Here is a 16912-nt window from a genome sequence, read left to right on the forward strand (position 1 = left end):
CTTCACCCCTTTCCTGCTATTCTACGGTAACGAATGTCGGATACGAGTCGAGTCCTTCTTTGCTTTGAGAGCGAATGAATTCCGTTACCCGAGCTTTCCCCTCAATTCCGTATTCATTCACAATCTGTACCATATCTCCTAAGAAGAAATCCTCTCCATATCGGTACATCCTCGTTGTTTCAACCTTTCCTTCGAAAGATTTAGTTAAAACATTCTCTGCCAAGTTCTCCAAACCTCTTTGGGAAAGCTGCGCTTTATACTCAGCATCTGTCAGAGTTTCGTTATCTACGGTCGAAGAAACATCTCTGGCATCTGTGTAAAGTTCCCGTCGCTTCAAACCTGTTCCAGCTCCGGACGAGCAAGCCACGGTCGTAGTTCTCCGATCAGCCCCCTCTCCCTCTCCGGCAACCAAAGTGACTGTTTTCAAAGTTTTCTTTGATTCCAGATAATTGGTATTGATCACATTCTCAAATTTAGGAGAGAAAATGACATAGGGATTAGTAAACTGATCGTAGGAACGGTCTGTGCCGGCGTAGAGTTTAAAGACGAATTTGTTATCATCAGATAGTTTGATTCGGAAACCAATATTCTTAGAATCGCATAGCTTTTTTATAGCATCATACAGATTGTCTCCGGTAAACTGCGCGTCTACCGTCAGTCCAGTAATCGCTGGGTCTGTAGAAGCCTCGAATATCAGTCCTTCCACCTTTCGGGAAGCATCAGAAGGATTGATGATGTTCTCATCCAGCAGCTTTTTGATTCCATTTTGAAAGTTTCCGCTCAGAATCGTTTGCTTCCAAATGATGCGGCGTTCCAGAATGGATTCCAATGACCTTCCAGTGACCGTGAAGTGGTTTCCGTTTTCAGCATCAGACTCGATCTTTCTATCCTCGACAATCATAGTCTGGTCAGATTCTTTCAGCCAGAGATAGTAGTCATCTTTCAGGATTTCAAGAACAGAATCGTTGATGCTTGTATATACCTCAAAATCTCCATAGGCGGAAAACCGCTCCGTCCATATCAATGACTCAAAGGTATCAAGCACAGAAAGCATTTTCAGAGAAGTATCCAGAACAATCAATTCCATAACTATGCCCCCTCAAACGCCGTTCTGTTTTCAATCTTAAACTGCACGTTGGTTGTTCCTTCTTCAACCACATAAGCGAAAATATTATCGCCTTTTGATAGCTGAAACCAATCGGAATCTTTGTCAAGGCAGTTTAAAATATTAGTGTAGATACCGTTTCGAAGAAGCGTGATTGATTTATCCCCTTTGATTGTTGAGATAATGATTTCATCGCCAGCAACCATTCCAGAACCAGTTAGCTGCTTTAATTTATCAGTATCAATACGCATTACCTCTCTCGTCCCGGTATTGTAAATCGTGATGTTTCTCACATTTCCAATGGCATGGATGGTAATCACAACCCCGATCTCGGCATCACCGGAGTAATATACCGTCTGCTCGGTTTCATTCTTAATCTCGCCAAATTCAATCAAGGACTCGGTTAAAGATTCATTCGAAAAAGCGAACTCAAACAGAGGTTCCACTCCATAGAAGATAGTGGTATTAGTTCCATCCGGACCAGCAGAATAAAAATAAGGATCAGGACACACGATTGAAATCTGCGTCGTCTCATCGCTGCTGAAAATATCTGGTTCATTTGATTCCACATAACCATAAGTCTCACAAATACGATTATCAGTCTCTATGAGAAGTGTTACTTTCTTCTTTATCGGAAAGTATTTGTAGGAGTCATGTCTTGTGTCTTCAATCTGAGGATTAAACATCAGTTTCAGAGACATAACGATATTTCTGGAATTTACTCTTGCCGAGTTATACAGCGATCCGTCATTCGTAGAGATTTCGGTCGTGTTAATATCTGCCTTGCTCGGTCCCAATCCGCTGATAGATTGAACAGCGAACCCGGATTCCTCCGGGAACGCTAATTCAAATCTTTTTGATTCGCCCAAGTAATTAGTTACAGTTACTGCTCTAATCATGTGTTACCCACCAGCCCTTTCATCGCCGAAAATTGATTCTTTGTCTGCCGATAAATATCAATTCTCGACAGAGCTTTAGGCGAATAATTATTTTGCGTGAATTGATAGGTATTTCCCGTAGGAGAACTTTCTCCATTTTGAACTTCCATTTCAGAAACACGATCATTCATCCCAGTGCTGACAGATAATGCCTGATTTCTGCTAAACAAAGTATTCAGCCTTCCGGTCCCTGCTTCTACAGCGGATAGGTCAAGAACCGGTCGAATGGTGGGCTGAACATCCATGTCTGCATCTACATAGTCTGCAATCTTGGAAATGATGTCATTCAGTCCATCGATAGAAGATCTGGCAATTTCCCGTCCAGCCTTTCCAGCCTTGGAAACATTGTCAATCAACGCATTTATGAAGCCGACTCCTGCAAAGTTACCGATTCCATAAAAGCGTTTAGAAGGAGAATGCTCGTCCAATTCGTCTTCCGCTGCTTCAGCGGCTGCGGCTGCCATAGCTCTTGCTTTTGCTTCTGCTTTCCAGGTATTTTCGCTGATACCATCACAGAAACCATCGACCAAGTATGAACCGGCAGATTTGAACTGACTATAATAGTCTTTGATGGCAGTTACAGAGCCACTCAGCGTAGTTGTAAAAGCTGTTCGGAGTTCACTATCTTTGCTTCTCACACCGGCGATAAACTTAACCATGCACTCTCTACCAGTCGAGGTAAACTCCGCATATTTATTTTTAATCACCGTAAGACAAGCGCTGATAATGTTTGTAAACGCCAGCCTCGCACTACTGTCCTGCGATCTGACGCCGGCAATAAGCTTCACCATCGTCTGGGTTCCAGTTGACGTAAATTCCCCGTACTTATTTCGTATTGCAGTCAAACAACCGCTAACGATATTGGTAAAGGTTGTTCTGGAAGAACTATCCTGAGACCGTACACCGGCGATAAACTTAACCATAAGTGTAGAGCCACTGGTTTGGAACTCTCCCTGTTTCCCATTGATTGCCGTCAGCACAGCCTGAACCAGCGTAGTGAATGTCGTTGTCAGTTCGGATTTCTTCGCATTTGCGCCATTGATGAAGGATGACAACATACTTGAAGCTGCGGCTGTTACTTTCGATTCTGCATTATTGAATGCATTGATAAATCCGGTTACACCGGTTTCGCCAAGCGTTGTCAACGCAGAGCTGAAGGAAGTCATACCGCTTGTATCCAGACCAACCATCCCATTTGCCATACTGACAAGCCGGTTTGTCTGGGTAATCACTCCGGACAACAACGTCGTATCAATACCACTGATGCTGTTGTAATAATTACTGAAATGAGAACCGAACGAAGCCATATCGCTACCGAAGCTGGAAAGTGTCATATCATCGGAGAACCATCCGCCTTCTTTTGGAAGACTTTTCTGAAGCTCAACAATGGATGTAGCAGCATTAGTTGTAGTGGTAACGATGTTCGCATCCACATCTTTCATATAGTCGGAATATTGTGCGAAGCTCTTACCAAAGGAGACCAAACTTGTGCCAAAAGCAGCAATATCATTGTCTCCGGTAAACCAACTCACCAATCCACCTGTATTCGGTAACGTATTCGCCAACTCAACCACTGCTTTGCCAGCCGTTGCGGAGTTCGTAACGGCCTCCACATCAATGCCCGCAATCGCATCAGAGTAGGATTTCATCGCTCTGCCAAATGGCACCAACTTCTCCCCGAACGTGTCCATGTCGTTCTCTCCGGTAAAGAAGCCCACGACACCGCCACTGTTGGGAACAGTATTTGCCAATTCGATTAAAGCCTTTCCCGCAGTAGCAGATTCCACGATTACATTCGCATCCAAACCTCTTACCGCCTGAGAGAACAGCATCATCGCCTCGCCGAACGGTACAAGCTGCTCGCCAAACGCATCCATATCATTTTCGCCAGCAAAGAAACCTACCACGCCTCCAGAATTCGGAATTGTGGTTGCCATTTCAGCCATAGCCTTTCCTGCGGTAGCAGCATTCGTTACGGTATCTGCATCTAGTCCTCTTACGGCATTTGCAAACCCCATCATTGCTTCGCCAAATGGAATAAGCTGGGCGCCGAAAGCACTCATATCGTTCTCACCCGTAAAGAAGCCGATGACTCCTCCGGAATTCGGAAGGGTTGCCACCATCTCCGCAAGTGTCCTTCCCGCCGTAGCCGCATTTGCCACCAATTCCCCGTCCATACCAGCAATGGCAATAGAGAAATCTCGCATCGCTTCACCAAATGGAACGAGTTGAGTAGCAAAGTCGCTCAGAGAAGATCCTCCTGTAATCCAGGAAGTCAATCCGTTCAAAATATCGGCAGCGGTCAGAATAAGAATTGTTTCTGCCAATGCTTTTACGCCATCCAGCATAGAAGGATTAAGCTGTGTAGCACCTTCGATAAATGGCTGCACATTCGTCATAAACGCAGAAAGATCTGAACCAATTTGAGGGAATTGACTTGAAACTCCAGACATGAAACCGCCGACAATTCCGCCAACAAATTGACCGATAGCCGTACCAATTCCCTGCAATAGATTTCCGCCCTCACCGATAAGCCATTCCAATCCCGGAATCTGAGCCAAGGCACCGACAGCCGCCAGAACCAATGCCAACTCTGCAATGACTGCTCCCATCCCGAGAACGCCAAGCATGGCTCCTGGTACCAACGATGCCACTGCACTAAGAGCAAGCATGATTGCTGAAAGCAAACCAATTCCAGCGATTCCTTTGATGAGTACATTTACGTCAATACCACTCAAAGCATCGATTACGCCATCAAAGAAAGCCATCAGCAGCTCCACACCGGCTACAATCAGTTCTGGCAATTTTGTCGTGATAGCCTGGATAATTCCGATCAGAATATCGAATAACTGCTCTACGATGATCGGCGTATGCTCAACCAGAGCCGAAAGCACACTGTCAACCAAGACAAATAGTCCGTCCACGACTGCTGGAACAGCCGTAACCAAAGCCTCAACTGCTGCAAGTACCAATACTGTAAATGCCTCGGCAATAGCCGGTCCCCCATTTGCAATTACTCCTGCGAGAGAAAGGATTCCTTCGCCTATCGCTTCAAACAGCAATGGAATCAGACTGAGAATACTGGATACCGCCACTACAAGGGATGCCGCTCCCGCTGCTCCGGATACTGCCAGAGCAGAAAGTCCAGTGGAAAATGCGAGAATACCAGCACCTGCGGCCAGACATCCTACTCCCAATACGGCAATAGCGGCTGAAAGTCCTAAAATAGCCGGAGTCAATGGTCCTAATGCCACTCCTGCAACACCGAGAACGGTGAAAGAGCCGGCCAGTGCCACCAACCCTTTGGCGATGCTCTCCCAAGACATATTCCCCAATGACTTGAGAACCGGGGTAAATATCGCCAATGCAGCGGACACGGTAAGAACCGCTGCCGCACCCGGAAGTGCAGTTTTCATTGCGTTGAGTGCCACAACAAGAATGGTCATGGAACCTGCAAGGGTTACCAGTCCTCTGGCAATTTCATCCCAAGACATTCCGCCCATATTTCGAACTGCTTCGCCAATAATGAGTAATGCTGCACCGACCTCCACCATTCCAGTCGCTTTCGACATCATTCCTTTTGGAAGTAGATTCATCGCAACCGTTACAGCAGCCATAGAACCAGCCATTGTGGTAAGACCTCGTCCAATCTCCCCCCATGTCAAGTTCCCCATCTTTTCCACTGCTTCCCCAAACACGAGCATAGCCGCCCCAAGAATTGTCATTGCTGTAGCGGTAGAAATCACATGCTTCGCATTGGCTGTCACTTTGGTGAATACCGCCAGTTCGGTAAGAACCACCGCAACCGCAGATAATCCCTTCAAAAGAGTGGAAATATCCAAAGCACCAAATGCTCCAACCGCATTCGCCAGAATATTGATGGACGCCGCAAGAAGAACCAAACCAGTTCCTTTCAGAACACCCATCCCATCCAAATCCGTAGCTTTCAGGAACAACGCCAGTTCGGTGCAAAGAACGCCGACTCCAATCAGACCTTTCGCCAAAGAGCCTACATCCAACGCTCCCAAATCTTCAACTGCTCCTACAAGCACTCGAATCGCTGCTGCAAATACTACTAAACCAGCAGAACCTTTTATCAACCCCTTCGATGTTTTGGAAAGAGCTGTCGCAGATGCTACCAGAATAGCGGATAACCCGGCAACGCCAACCAATCCTTTCAGAAGCTCATCCCAATCCAAACCGGATAATTTCTGAACTGCGCCTGCAAGAATAAGAACAGCGGTAGACATCCCAATCATCGCAATGGTCAACTGTCCCATTCCTTTGATTGCCGCTCCGTTCATTATCTTTTCAAAGATGGCCATTGAACCAAGCAGTTCGACGAACAGAACACTCAAAGCTCCCAAGGACGCATTCAGCTTTTCGGAATCAACCAGGGATAACGCCACAATCGCTGCGGTCAGGATTGCCATAGCTCCGGCAATCTTCAGAAGAGTGCCAGCTTTCAGACTTGACTGCCATGCTTCAAGACTCCCCTTAACTCCATCCAAAATATCTTTGAATGAACCAAGAATTCCGCCGCCGTTTTCGGTGATTTCCGATAGAGAGTCAATAAACTTTTTCACCCCGATTAGAATTGCAGAAAACAATCCGGTATTGATTAAATCCAAAATTGGGTCAAAACTTGCGGTATCAAATGCTGTGAGAATTGCTTCCCCAAGGTTTCCAAACGCATTTGCGACAATGGAACCCAGCTTCAATAAAACAGGCGCTGCCTTCTCGACAATCCCAATAATTCCTTCAAATGCCTTCTTTACCAGTTCGCCTAATTTTACAAACGGTTCAAACCGAGTCTGTACCTTATCCGCAAAATTATCGAGACCACTGGTATCAACATTCGCAAACTCGCTGAACGCATCGGCAACTGTTTTTACAAAAGTCTTTATTCCATCCGCAATTGGTTTCAGGAAATTCCCGATTCCTTCGATAGCTTTGTTAAAGGCATCGGACGATTTAATAGCTTCATCGATACTAACAATGAAATCTCCAATGCTGGCCGTAAACCCGAGAATTCCATCTCCGGCCGGAGCCACATAACCAATCAGATCTGCAAATCCACCAACAAGCGCTTTGACACCTTGAAGTCCAATATCAAATAAAGCGAATACCCCTTTGAATGTTCTCTTCAGGTTATTCGCTGTTTCTTCGCCCATTTTGAATTTTTCGGTAAGTTCCTGTAATCCTACAGTGAGATTGTAAAGCTGTTCTCCGGTCATCGGCGGAAAGACTTCTCTAAACGCTTCTTTAACTGGCTTTATAATGCTTAAAACACCCTCGAAAGCATTCCTTACCGCTTCAATCAACGCAGTTCGTCCGCCAAGATCTTTCCAATCCTGCAACATCTTATTTCTCGCTTCGGCAGAAGCATTTACCATGTTGCCAAGGGCGTTGCTAACCTCAGTTAAAAGTTCTTTTGCCTCTTCGAAATCACCAATGATGATTTCCCAACTCTGAGTCCAACCAGACTGAACCGATTCTTTCAGGGTGTCCCATAACTGCGTGAATGTCTTTACCTTGGTAGCTGCATCCAATGCTGTCTGAGCCAGTTTTGTAATCTCTTTAGCTTGTTCTTCGGTATATCCCTGAGCGATAAGATCTGCTTCTGAGTAAGCTCCAGACAACTGTGTCAGAGTTTCGGTCAACACCTCTGTTGTCAGCCATCCACCTTCGGTCAGAGAAGCTCTGAATGAACCATACTGTTCAATCATCGCATCCATGTTGGTTCCGAAATGTTCTGCGGTTCGAGTTAAGGCGTCTTGAAATAGCTGACCGCCCATTCCCGCATTTACAACGGAATTCCAGTCTTGCAAACTAACCTTGCCCGCTGCAATCGCCTGCGAAAGCTGATACATAGCGGTACTGGCCTGATAAGCATTAGAACCCGAAGCTGCTGCTAAGTTGGCAATACCTTTGATTGATGTTACTGATTTATCCAAGTCAACACCGGCAGCTGTGAAAGTGCCAATGTTACGGGTCATTTCCGTAAAATTGTAAATCGTCTGATCAGCGTATTTGTTCAACTCATCAAGAGCAGCATTTACCTGGTCAATGGTTGTCCCCTTGCTCTGTGTATTAGCAAGAATGGTCTGAACTGCATTGATCTGTGTTTCATACTCCTGAAATCCAGTCTTAATTGGATCGATTGTCAGTGCAGAAACAATATTTTTACCAGCATTTAACGCTGAATTTGTGATGTTCGCCAGAGCCGTAACTGCCATGACTTCCAACGCCGAAAACCGCATCTTTACGGTTTCGACCGCATTGGAAAGCGGAGTCATATTGCAATTTTTTGCTGCGGCATTAACGTCATCCAATCCTTTGGAGGCACCTTTTAAGTTTAAGCTTTTTTCGAGCTTTTCAATTGAAGATATACTGGTCTGAACATTCTGCTCAAACTGTTTGTTATCGAATCGCATTTCAACGACTCTTTCATCAATCGTCTTACTCATAGCTTAGTAACCTCCTTCCATGCGTTATTTGCAATTTCGTCAAAAATAGGCTGGATAGCAGGATTGATGTAATCTCGCCCCTGTACCCAGCCGCCGTTTCGAGTTCCGTGTCCATACTGCAAAATAACAGCGATTGGAACTCCATTTTGAACATTCGAATTATGAAATGAAATTGTAACCGAACCTTTTCGATTCTCAATTTCGTAATACCAGGAATTCGCCGTCTCCCCAGAATCCACTGGTGTTGCAGACGCAAGGGCGGCTACTCCCTCTTTACCAAACTTGTCCAGGTCTCCGATGTGAACCGCTTCTTTTGCTCTCTCCAGAAAGCGTGTCAACTTGGAGAAGTCACCCTTTTGTCTGAAACTTATCATCGTGCGTCCTCTTTAAATTCGAGTTGCGTAATCCAGTGAGATCCATCCTGCTCCGGATTTCAACTTACCCCATCCAGCATCAGAACCAGCACCGGTTTTAACCTCGACGATGGTGTAGACTCCTTTCGGACAGAAACCATTGGTTCCGTAATTCGTTCCAGGACCTTTACGGATATACAGATCGGAAATGTCCACCTGAACCAGAAAATTTCCAGAAGGCTTCTCTACTGATCCACCAGAATCAGAAGAAGCTGCGCCTTTATAGGTACAGTAAGCTTCATGAACGCTGATCCATCCTGCTCCGGATTTCAACCTACCCCAGTAACCGTTCTGAATTTCGGTAATCGTGTAAGTACCTCGGTCAGTAATCATCCCATTGGTTCCGTAATTCGTCCCAGGGCCTTTGCGAATATTCAAATCACCGATGTTGACTTTGTAAAGTCCAGTTTTGTAGGTTTTCTGGACGCTGTCAGTCGTACTTCCGCCAAGCTGAGCAGTTACCCGATTTGCAAGATTCCCCAGCCTGGAATACAGCCAATCCCCAGGACAAGATTTGTTGGCAAACCACCGATGAACCGTAAGGATCATCTCGTTTGATTTGGGACTGTAGTTCAGAGATTTGTCCTTGTCGCCAAACCAAAGGAGTTTTGTCTTACCATTTCTCCGGCAGATATCAACGCACAGAGCAACCAACTTTTCATATACCGCATTTGTCATGGCATACGGATCGGTCATATCACTGGCACACTCAATCGTCACAGCCCGCTGGTCATTCGCGTTACTGGAAGAGCACCAGCTTCTGTTTGCCTCATCCACGCAAAGAACCACACGTCCGTCACTACCAATTCCATAGTTGCAAGAAGCCTGTACGTTACTACTGTCAAAACAGCCCCCAATAGATTCTGCTGAAAGCTGACCGACTACACAATGCGGAGTGATCCGGTCAATTGAATGCGTCCTAGCTCCGCTATGGTTTGGACTTTTTACTGTACAATTCACCAAGCTGCTATTACTCATAGTAATCACCCTTTCGTATTCCACTTCTTTTTGCGGGCCGCATTTAATGCCGCATTCCGTTTCATAATTTCTCTGCGGCTATGTTTCTTCGGCGGCCTGCTCTTCACATCGCATACTCTTATCAAAGTGAACAGTTTATTGAGATGCCATTTCTGACATTCAAATGGAATGTTTAAAGCTATCATCCAGTAATAAACGAGTTCTGCCGTAATCTGCTCTCTGCTCCCCTGCGTTTTTTTCTCCTCGAAAAACCGGGTGGCGGTCATAGGAAGAGCAATATACCGATTGACCTCATTGATATTGCTGTTCGTCAGATAGTTATAAACTTCCGGGTTCACGTTCTGTGTAAGAGTCATACATTTTACATAATCGATGGTTTCTTCCAAAGTTTTTTCCTGCTTCGTCAGAAACGGCTTATTCCATCTCGATTCCCATTTTGAAAGAGAAACAAGAGAATGCTCCAATTGCAAGGTCTGAGCCTTTGTGTAAACAAACTCTTGCTTCACCTCCTCCCAGAATTCCGTGGATGGTATTGTGATTCGGAGCATCTCTCACCTCTCCTTTAATTCTGAGTGTTTGCTGCGATTGCAGGAACTGTGGCAGAATTGCCGATGTTCATCACCGCATTCACAAAGTCTGCTGCTGCCTTGTCATTCGTAACCAGTTCCTCAAAGAGAACCTCATAAGCAGGAGATTCCATAAAGGATCTGGAAATCTCCTCAGACTTCATAAAGCGACGGCCATCTTCACTCTTGACACCGTAAGCTTTCGTAATGAGATCTTCAAAGAATTCCATAATCTGGCCGCCATCAGCACCGGCGCCAATACTCTTGAGCTGTACATCATAGCCACCCTTCACGCTTGTCTGCATCTTGACAATTTCCGGCTTTGACAGGTGGAAATAGAAATCCTCTTTTCTTTCGACACCATTCAGATCGATATAGGGAATGGTTTTCTTCAGCATAATTTTTTCTCCTTTCAAATAAAAAGAAGCCCCGCACATTGAATACGAGGCTTCCTATACGTTATTCTTCAACATAACCATTGACATACTTCAGAGTGCCTGTCACTTCATCATCAGCAACAACCACCTCACTCTGCAATTCATTCACTGCTTTTCCAAATAAAACAGCCTCTCCGTCTTCAGGCTTAACAGAAAGGCTCATTAAGGGAGGTCTTCAGCAGCCAGAAGCTCAATCACTTCATCAGGAAACGGCAGTCTGGGATCAACGCCATCGTTACCCTCTGGAGTAGTCGGGTCTTTACCATACAGGATTTCTTCCAGAGCTGCCAGCTTCTTCGCATCAATCTTAGTAGAATCCAGTGTAAGGATTGCGGTAGGTTTCAGCTTCTTACCATCGATTATCTTCGCAATCTCCGCCGGAGTCGTGCTGAATTCCCAGGACAGAGCGATTGCCTCCGGGCTGTCATTCACAGTGGTATAGCCTTTCTCAGAAACAGAGGCAAGGCAATTATAAACAAGATGCAGCTTATAACCATAGTCATTGGAATCTACATCATTGCCAAGAATAGTGCGATAAGAAAGTCCAAACTGCTTCCTGCTCTGCTGGCCTGCAAAGACACCAGGAGCGACTTCAACGGAACCGTCACACTCCGCAAATTCATCCGGAGAAGTATAAGCCTCAATCGTTCCGCCGAAATCCTCTGCGGACATCAGGTTCAGATACTTGATGTTATCCGCATAGATCGGGGAGGGCTCCGCCCCGGAAGGGCTCTCTGTCACCGCGCTCAGACCGTTCCAAGCAACACCTTTGTTATACTGTCCACCAGTCTGAATCGGGTAGAGAACACCATGATCAACACCAGTTTCGTAGAGGCGTTCCCCAACTTTATCCCAAATAAGCTTACTCATTGAATTATTCCTCCAATCTTAGAAATACACATTAAAAATGTAGTGATTCAGGTTATCTTTTTTGAAATGCCGGTCAAACCGGCTCATCGGTAAATTCGTTACTTTCTGCACCAAGGATGTATCCGGATCTTTATCAATAACGGTAACGGCATATCTTCGATTAGATAAATATACCCCGTCGTTTGCATATGTCTTGTCTACATCATCAAGGCTATATACAATAGCGGGGTAATTCATCTTAATAGATTCCGGAGGCTGAAAATAACATCGGCACTGTTCACCTTCTATCGGGCAAGATAAAATCTCGCACAACAGTTTATGAAACAGGATTCGTCGATCAGTCATTATACACACCTCCTACCGTCAGAATCAGACGCGGATACTGTACTTCAACACTGGAAATCTTCCACTTCGCTCCCATGAACTCGACATACCGCATTGCGTGAAAATTCTGATAAGCAAAAGGATCGGCCACGATGCTGATCTCATTGGAAATGTTGATATCGTCATTGAGTTTATTGGAAGTCTGATACCGACTGGTATTCCGAATCAAATCGCCGAAATACTCTCGCTCAGTAATTTCCCCGTCCCAAACACCCGGACGAACGTCCTTTGATATTGCATAGCCGATTTTCCCAAAAAACTTTGCCATTTTGAATTCTCTCCTTTACTCTGTCTCCAAAGTCAATCCAATAAGCCCATAAGTCTTCGTAGTGGAATTTTCTCCATTGTCTACCGTCACCTTAATGCTCTGAGTATCCTTATTCTTAATAAGGAGTACAATGTTCATGTCGTCATCAAGCGTAACCGGTCCTTTGGTACCACCTACGAGTTCAACGGTCGCAACTGCATCTTTGGAATCAGCATCAACTTTCAAAGCAAGATAGTTTCCTTCCTGCTCAGAAGTATTACTGCTAAATCCCGTGTATCCAGTAACATGCTTCAATGTACCGGTAATCTCAGACTCTCTGATAGCAATATTCTCCTGTAACGAATTTACCGTTTTCCCGAACAGATTGGCTTCTCCATCTTCGGGACTAACGGAGAAGCTGATTAAGGGTTTACCGTTACGTCCTCTTCAATCGCAATGGCGGAGTACACTCTGGTCAGAGCGCCGGAGCATCTGGTTTCCAGAAGGGACTTCTCCTGGTTAAAGTCGATATCAAACTGCGTGAAGTGAGTAACTTCGCCGCCTTTCGTAGCACCCAGAGAGTAGTCATTCAGGTTCGTGATGATGGCAAGCAGCTTCTTGGTCTTGCTGTCGTCCGTCTTACGAGTCTTGCCTTCGAACTGCTCGGCCGTATGGATTTCCCCAACATTCAGAGCAGAAGCCAGCTCTGATTTAGAGCTATAAATGCGGCGGCCGTTCATATCACGAGCCAGGAGCATTACATTGAGCATGTGAGGAGTGATGTACATATCGGGAGTGCCAGTACCCTTATAATCCTCTCTTGCATACAAAACCGCATTGATCATTGCTTCAGCGTAAATATAGTTCTCGCCAAAGTTCACGCCGGTATTAGTACCCTGAAGTTCCTTTTTTGCGGCGGCAACATCCAAATCTGCATGAATGGTATACAGGTCATCATCGGTCCAGATAGGTCTGATCTTATCCGGATCGATCTTACCCTCATCACCATCATCACGACCGTCCCCCAGCATCATCGCAATAGCCAGCTCTTCATTGAGCATCAGGCGGTCGATGTCATACAGATACTTTACATAATCGAAATCCGTGATATCGACAATGTCGTCGCGATGCAGAGCATTCTTCACATAAACGGTCTGCGGATCGGTGGTTCTGCGTACCAACTTGAAATTTCCGGCCTGCTTCTTCTCTTTTCCTTTCTTGTAGCCCCTGGCGCGAAGTGTATCAATACCGCGAATATCGGTCTGGCTGGTTCTGATTCTGGAAATCGGGCTCTTATGTACTTTCTTCATCACATTAGTAATCCAGCCCTGGTCATTGGTAATGAGTTCGGGAGCCCCCGGACGCACTTCCTGATATTCCGGGAACAGACTCGTCACATTTCCGTCGCCGGTCTGAACAAATCCGCCGCTGACAGCATCATGCTGAAGACCGTTCTGCTCCGCATAAAGCTGAAGCGCTGTCTGGAAAGTACCAACCTGGCTGGTCTTCGCCGCCTTGATGATGTCTTCCTGTGCGGAATGCGTCAGAAAGCCACCGGTTTCGTTTTTCTTATCGTTGTCAAACACATTATGCTTCATCTCGGTATTTCCTCCTTTAGAATCGTCATCATTTTTATCTTCAGGCTTATCGGTTTCCCCAATAGCCTGTCCGATCATTGCATAAACCACATTTTTCTGCTTTTCATTGAGGGTATTAAATACCTGCTCAATTGTCTCGTCAACTTCCTCAGGTTTTTCTTCAGAAGTCTTATCTTCCTTAGATTTGGATTTCTCCTCCGTCTTCTTTTCCTCGGATTTGTCATCCTCCTCGGCGGAATGATAAATCATAATGTTCTCGTCATATCCAATAATGGTACGGTCTTCTGAAGTCTCACCGTGAGCCATAACAGAATCAATGAAAGCTCCCGGATTAGCTCCAGCCAGAACAAGGCTCAGTTCGTAGATAACGCCATGCATCACATTCGCTCCGGCCTGTTTAAGCTGACCGGCACAAATAGAAAGTGAACGAACATCTCCGTGCTTAACTAGCTTCTTCGCTGCCTGTCCGGATTCACTGTCATTGAAACTACAGTAGGCATAAACGCCCTCATCACGATTTTCCAGTACCCCATGACCGAGTACACGATTGGGATCGGAATGATTATGTCCCCAAATTAGTGGAACAGTTTGTCCATTCTGGTTCTTAAACGCATCCCTTTTGATGGTACGGCCATCGGTGCAAAGAAGATCGTTTCTAGTGGCCCAACCACTAAAATCGTATTTCTCCATTTTGAAAATCACTCCTTCTATCAGTATTGTGCGAAAGCCATTGCTACTTCCTCCGTTTCCTCTTCTTTACCGCTTTATATTCGGAAGCTATCTTGTCAAACTCTTGCTGATAAAGATCTTCATAAGTGGCATCAAGATTTTCTTTTGCCGCTTTATAAGCTTCCCTTGCGGCGGTAACGGCAGCCTTTAACTCTGTACTAACTTTTTCTCTTTCCGATTTAGCATTCGCAGAATTATCAGCCCTTTCTTCTTTGGTGTCCTCGGTAATTCGCTTCTTCTTAAGACTTGCGGAAGTTCTCACCTCTTCCTTTTCAGCTTTCGCCTGCTCACTCACCTTAGATTTATCCTCGCTGGCATCATCACGAAGCTTTGCAATTTTCTCATTTCGCTCCGCTACTCGCTTTACCCTTTCCTCTTTGGATAACCCGGATGGAATTTCTATCGCCATTAAGCGTTCGATCTCAGTATTCTTCTTTTCATCGATACGCTCTTTCTGGTCTTCTGCTTCTTCTCCAATATCCTCCAAATCAGATTTTTTACGGGAGTCAACCCTACTCCTTCTCGACGAAGATTCCTCGGTAAGCTGAGTATTCAGTTCCTTTAATTTAGCCGAGATCTGCTCTCGGGTCGCCTTGGCCTTTGCTCTCAGCTCAGCAATTTTTTGTTTCCGTTTTTCCTGTTCTTCTTTTACCTTTTCCTTCTTCTCACCAGAAATCTCATTTTTTGTATAAGCCCAGACTTTCTTTCCCTCATCGTTAAGCTTCGTTGTGGAACGACGCCCTTTGAGTTCTCTGGTTCTCATATAATATTCATGAGCTTTCACCGGGTCGTAATAAGGAGATGCATAGTGTTGAAGAGGCTCGTTAATATCCATTAGGTCTCCTCCTCATCATCCGAAAGATAGCTTCCTATAATTTCATCAATCTCCTTTTCAAGACCGTCAAGCAGCTCGTTTATGATACTGTCATAATCGGCTCCGGCATCACTTTCATTGGATTCGACATCAGAACTACCGTTTGAAGGATCAGATTTGGCCTCACTGATATTGCTGTTCTTCAGCGCATCAGCTTTTGGATCATCAGACGGTTTCATACCAATAATCTGGCGAATTTCGTTTGATGTCATAATCTCATTTCTTGTGAATTTGTCAGCAATTTCTGACAGATCAGCTACTGGTACAAGTTTGAAGGGGTCACGGAAGAACAGAATCGATTGCTTTTGAGACCTGGCTGTTTTAGTAAGGAACTTACGTTTCATTTCGTCAACGATTGCTGAAATGATCGGCTCAATAGTACGGTTGTAGTAATTCAGCATGGTCTTCTCGTCTGCGGAACCATCCAATATACTCTGAGTGATACCTAACTGGCTGTATAGCATACTCGTTAGATATTCAATCTGCTTCATCAGATTATTTTCCACAGAACGATTCAACTGTGTGATTCGCTCCGTACCATCGGTATACGCAATACCATATTTAGAACCGGCCAACTGACGCTCAATCTCGACACGCCTCTTCTCAGCCTGTTGACGCCTTGCTTCTGTTTTTATCACATAGGGAAGCTGGATAATTAAATCGAGTTTTCCTGAACTGCTCTGCTCATCAACAACGTCCAATAAATTCAGTTTTCTTATCAAACGCTGCATCGTTGAGTTTGGCTCATTCATCACCGCATAAAGCGGATTTTCAATAATGGCGACCGTATCTTTTGGAACTACAATGTCTTCCTTTAATCCAGTCCGCTCATTATAAACTCTTGCTTTGATATGATTCGGAAACCATTCCAGAATCTTCCCGGTTCGCATTGACTCGATTTTATAGGAGCCTGTAGTGTCAGGGTCATCATCCGTATCCACCGGGATAATCGCCACACATCCCTCATCGAGCATTGACAAAACCACATCCTGAAGGAAAGCCCGCCCAGTCTGGTCAATGTTGGCTGATAAATTCAGACAATCATTTAGCCCCGAAGAAATTTTTTCAAGAAATCTTTCGGAGTCGTCCAGACGGACATGTTGAATGTTAATTGAAGCGCAATCCAATGCGATTCGATTATATACAGAGGTAACGATAGATCTTTCATTTCCTCTTGTGAGTCTTGGACGGTCGGGCCTGTACGAATATCCAACCCCTATGTCCCGATAGAAACCTGTTGGGTCTCTATTTAAAAAAGCATTCCAGGCATGTTTAATCCTGGAACCGATTGAAACTTCCATTT

General features: G+C 45.1%; 13 protein-coding genes. All 13 read right to left on the reverse strand.

The window, feature by feature from the left end:
- Positions 1 to 16 precede the first annotated feature (16 nt).
- The 13 genes from HMPREF9469_RS25025 to HMPREF9469_RS25090 all read right to left on the reverse strand — a co-directional run bounded on the left by HMPREF9469_RS25025 (position 17) and on the right by HMPREF9469_RS25090 (position 16910).
- A complete protein-coding gene (locus tag HMPREF9469_RS25025) occupies positions 17 to 1087 on the reverse strand; it encodes a siphovirus ReqiPepy6 Gp37-like family protein (RefSeq protein ID WP_007868697.1) in 1071 nt (356 codons plus the stop codon).
- Between the two features lie 2 nt (positions 1088 to 1089).
- Positions 1090 to 2004, reverse strand: a complete 915-nt coding sequence (locus HMPREF9469_RS25030; RefSeq protein WP_007868698.1) for a phage distal tail protein — start codon at positions 2002 to 2004, stop codon at positions 1090 to 1092.
- Entirely contained in the window at positions 2001 to 8513 is a 6513-nt protein-coding gene (locus tag HMPREF9469_RS25035) for a tape measure protein (RefSeq protein ID WP_007868699.1), read from the reverse strand. Before HMPREF9469_RS25035 ends, HMPREF9469_RS25030 begins: the two co-directional genes overlap by 4 nt.
- A complete protein-coding gene (locus HMPREF9469_RS25040; RefSeq protein WP_006780988.1) occupies positions 8510 to 8887 on the reverse strand; it encodes an HK97 gp10 family phage protein in 378 nt (125 codons plus the stop codon). The genes HMPREF9469_RS25035 and HMPREF9469_RS25040 overlap by 4 nt, the downstream gene beginning before the upstream one ends.
- Before the next feature lie 12 nt (positions 8888 to 8899).
- Positions 8900 to 9904: an N-acetylmuramoyl-L-alanine amidase gene (locus tag HMPREF9469_RS25045; RefSeq protein ID WP_007868708.1), complete on the reverse strand. Its 1005-nt coding sequence runs from the start codon at positions 9902 to 9904 to the stop codon at positions 8900 to 8902.
- Between the two features lie 5 nt (positions 9905 to 9909).
- A complete protein-coding gene (locus tag HMPREF9469_RS25050) occupies positions 9910 to 10452 on the reverse strand; it encodes a hypothetical protein (protein WP_007868710.1) in 543 nt (180 codons plus the stop codon).
- Positions 10453 to 10466: 14 nt separating this feature from the next.
- Positions 10467 to 10868 (reverse strand): hypothetical protein, encoded by a 402-nt coding sequence (locus tag HMPREF9469_RS25055; RefSeq protein ID WP_007868712.1) that lies wholly within the window; start codon positions 10866 to 10868, stop codon positions 10467 to 10469.
- A gap of 61 nt (positions 10869 to 10929) precedes the next feature.
- Positions 10930 to 11070 (reverse strand): hypothetical protein, encoded by a 141-nt coding sequence (locus HMPREF9469_RS32195; protein WP_007868714.1) that lies wholly within the window; start codon positions 11068 to 11070, stop codon positions 10930 to 10932.
- Positions 11070 to 11777: a hypothetical protein gene (locus HMPREF9469_RS25060; RefSeq protein WP_007868716.1), complete on the reverse strand. Its 708-nt coding sequence runs from the start codon at positions 11775 to 11777 to the stop codon at positions 11070 to 11072. Before HMPREF9469_RS25060 ends, HMPREF9469_RS32195 begins: the two co-directional genes overlap by 1 nt.
- A gap of 337 nt (positions 11778 to 12114) precedes the next feature.
- Positions 12115 to 12429 carry a DUF7253 family protein gene (locus HMPREF9469_RS25070; protein ID WP_007868718.1) on the reverse strand — a complete coding sequence of 105 codons (315 nt, stop codon included), beginning with the start codon at positions 12427 to 12429 and terminating at the stop codon, positions 12115 to 12117.
- 401 nt (positions 12430 to 12830) lie between these two features.
- On the reverse strand, positions 12831 to 14696 hold the full coding sequence (locus tag HMPREF9469_RS25080) for an HK97 family phage prohead protease (RefSeq protein ID WP_007868722.1): 1866 nt from the start codon (positions 14694 to 14696) through the stop codon (positions 12831 to 12833).
- A 43-nt stretch (positions 14697 to 14739) separates the two neighbouring features.
- A complete protein-coding gene (locus HMPREF9469_RS25085; RefSeq protein WP_007868723.1) occupies positions 14740 to 15570 on the reverse strand; it encodes a hypothetical protein in 831 nt (276 codons plus the stop codon).
- Positions 15570 to 16910 (reverse strand): phage portal protein, encoded by a 1341-nt coding sequence (locus tag HMPREF9469_RS25090; RefSeq protein ID WP_007868735.1) that lies wholly within the window; start codon positions 16908 to 16910, stop codon positions 15570 to 15572. The genes HMPREF9469_RS25085 and HMPREF9469_RS25090 overlap by 1 nt, the downstream gene beginning before the upstream one ends.
- Positions 16911 to 16912 lie beyond the last annotated feature (2 nt).

Origin of the sequence: [Clostridium] citroniae WAL-17108, assembly GCF_000233455.1 — a bacterium.
GTDB lineage: Bacteria > Bacillota > Clostridia > Lachnospirales > Lachnospiraceae > Enterocloster > Enterocloster citroniae.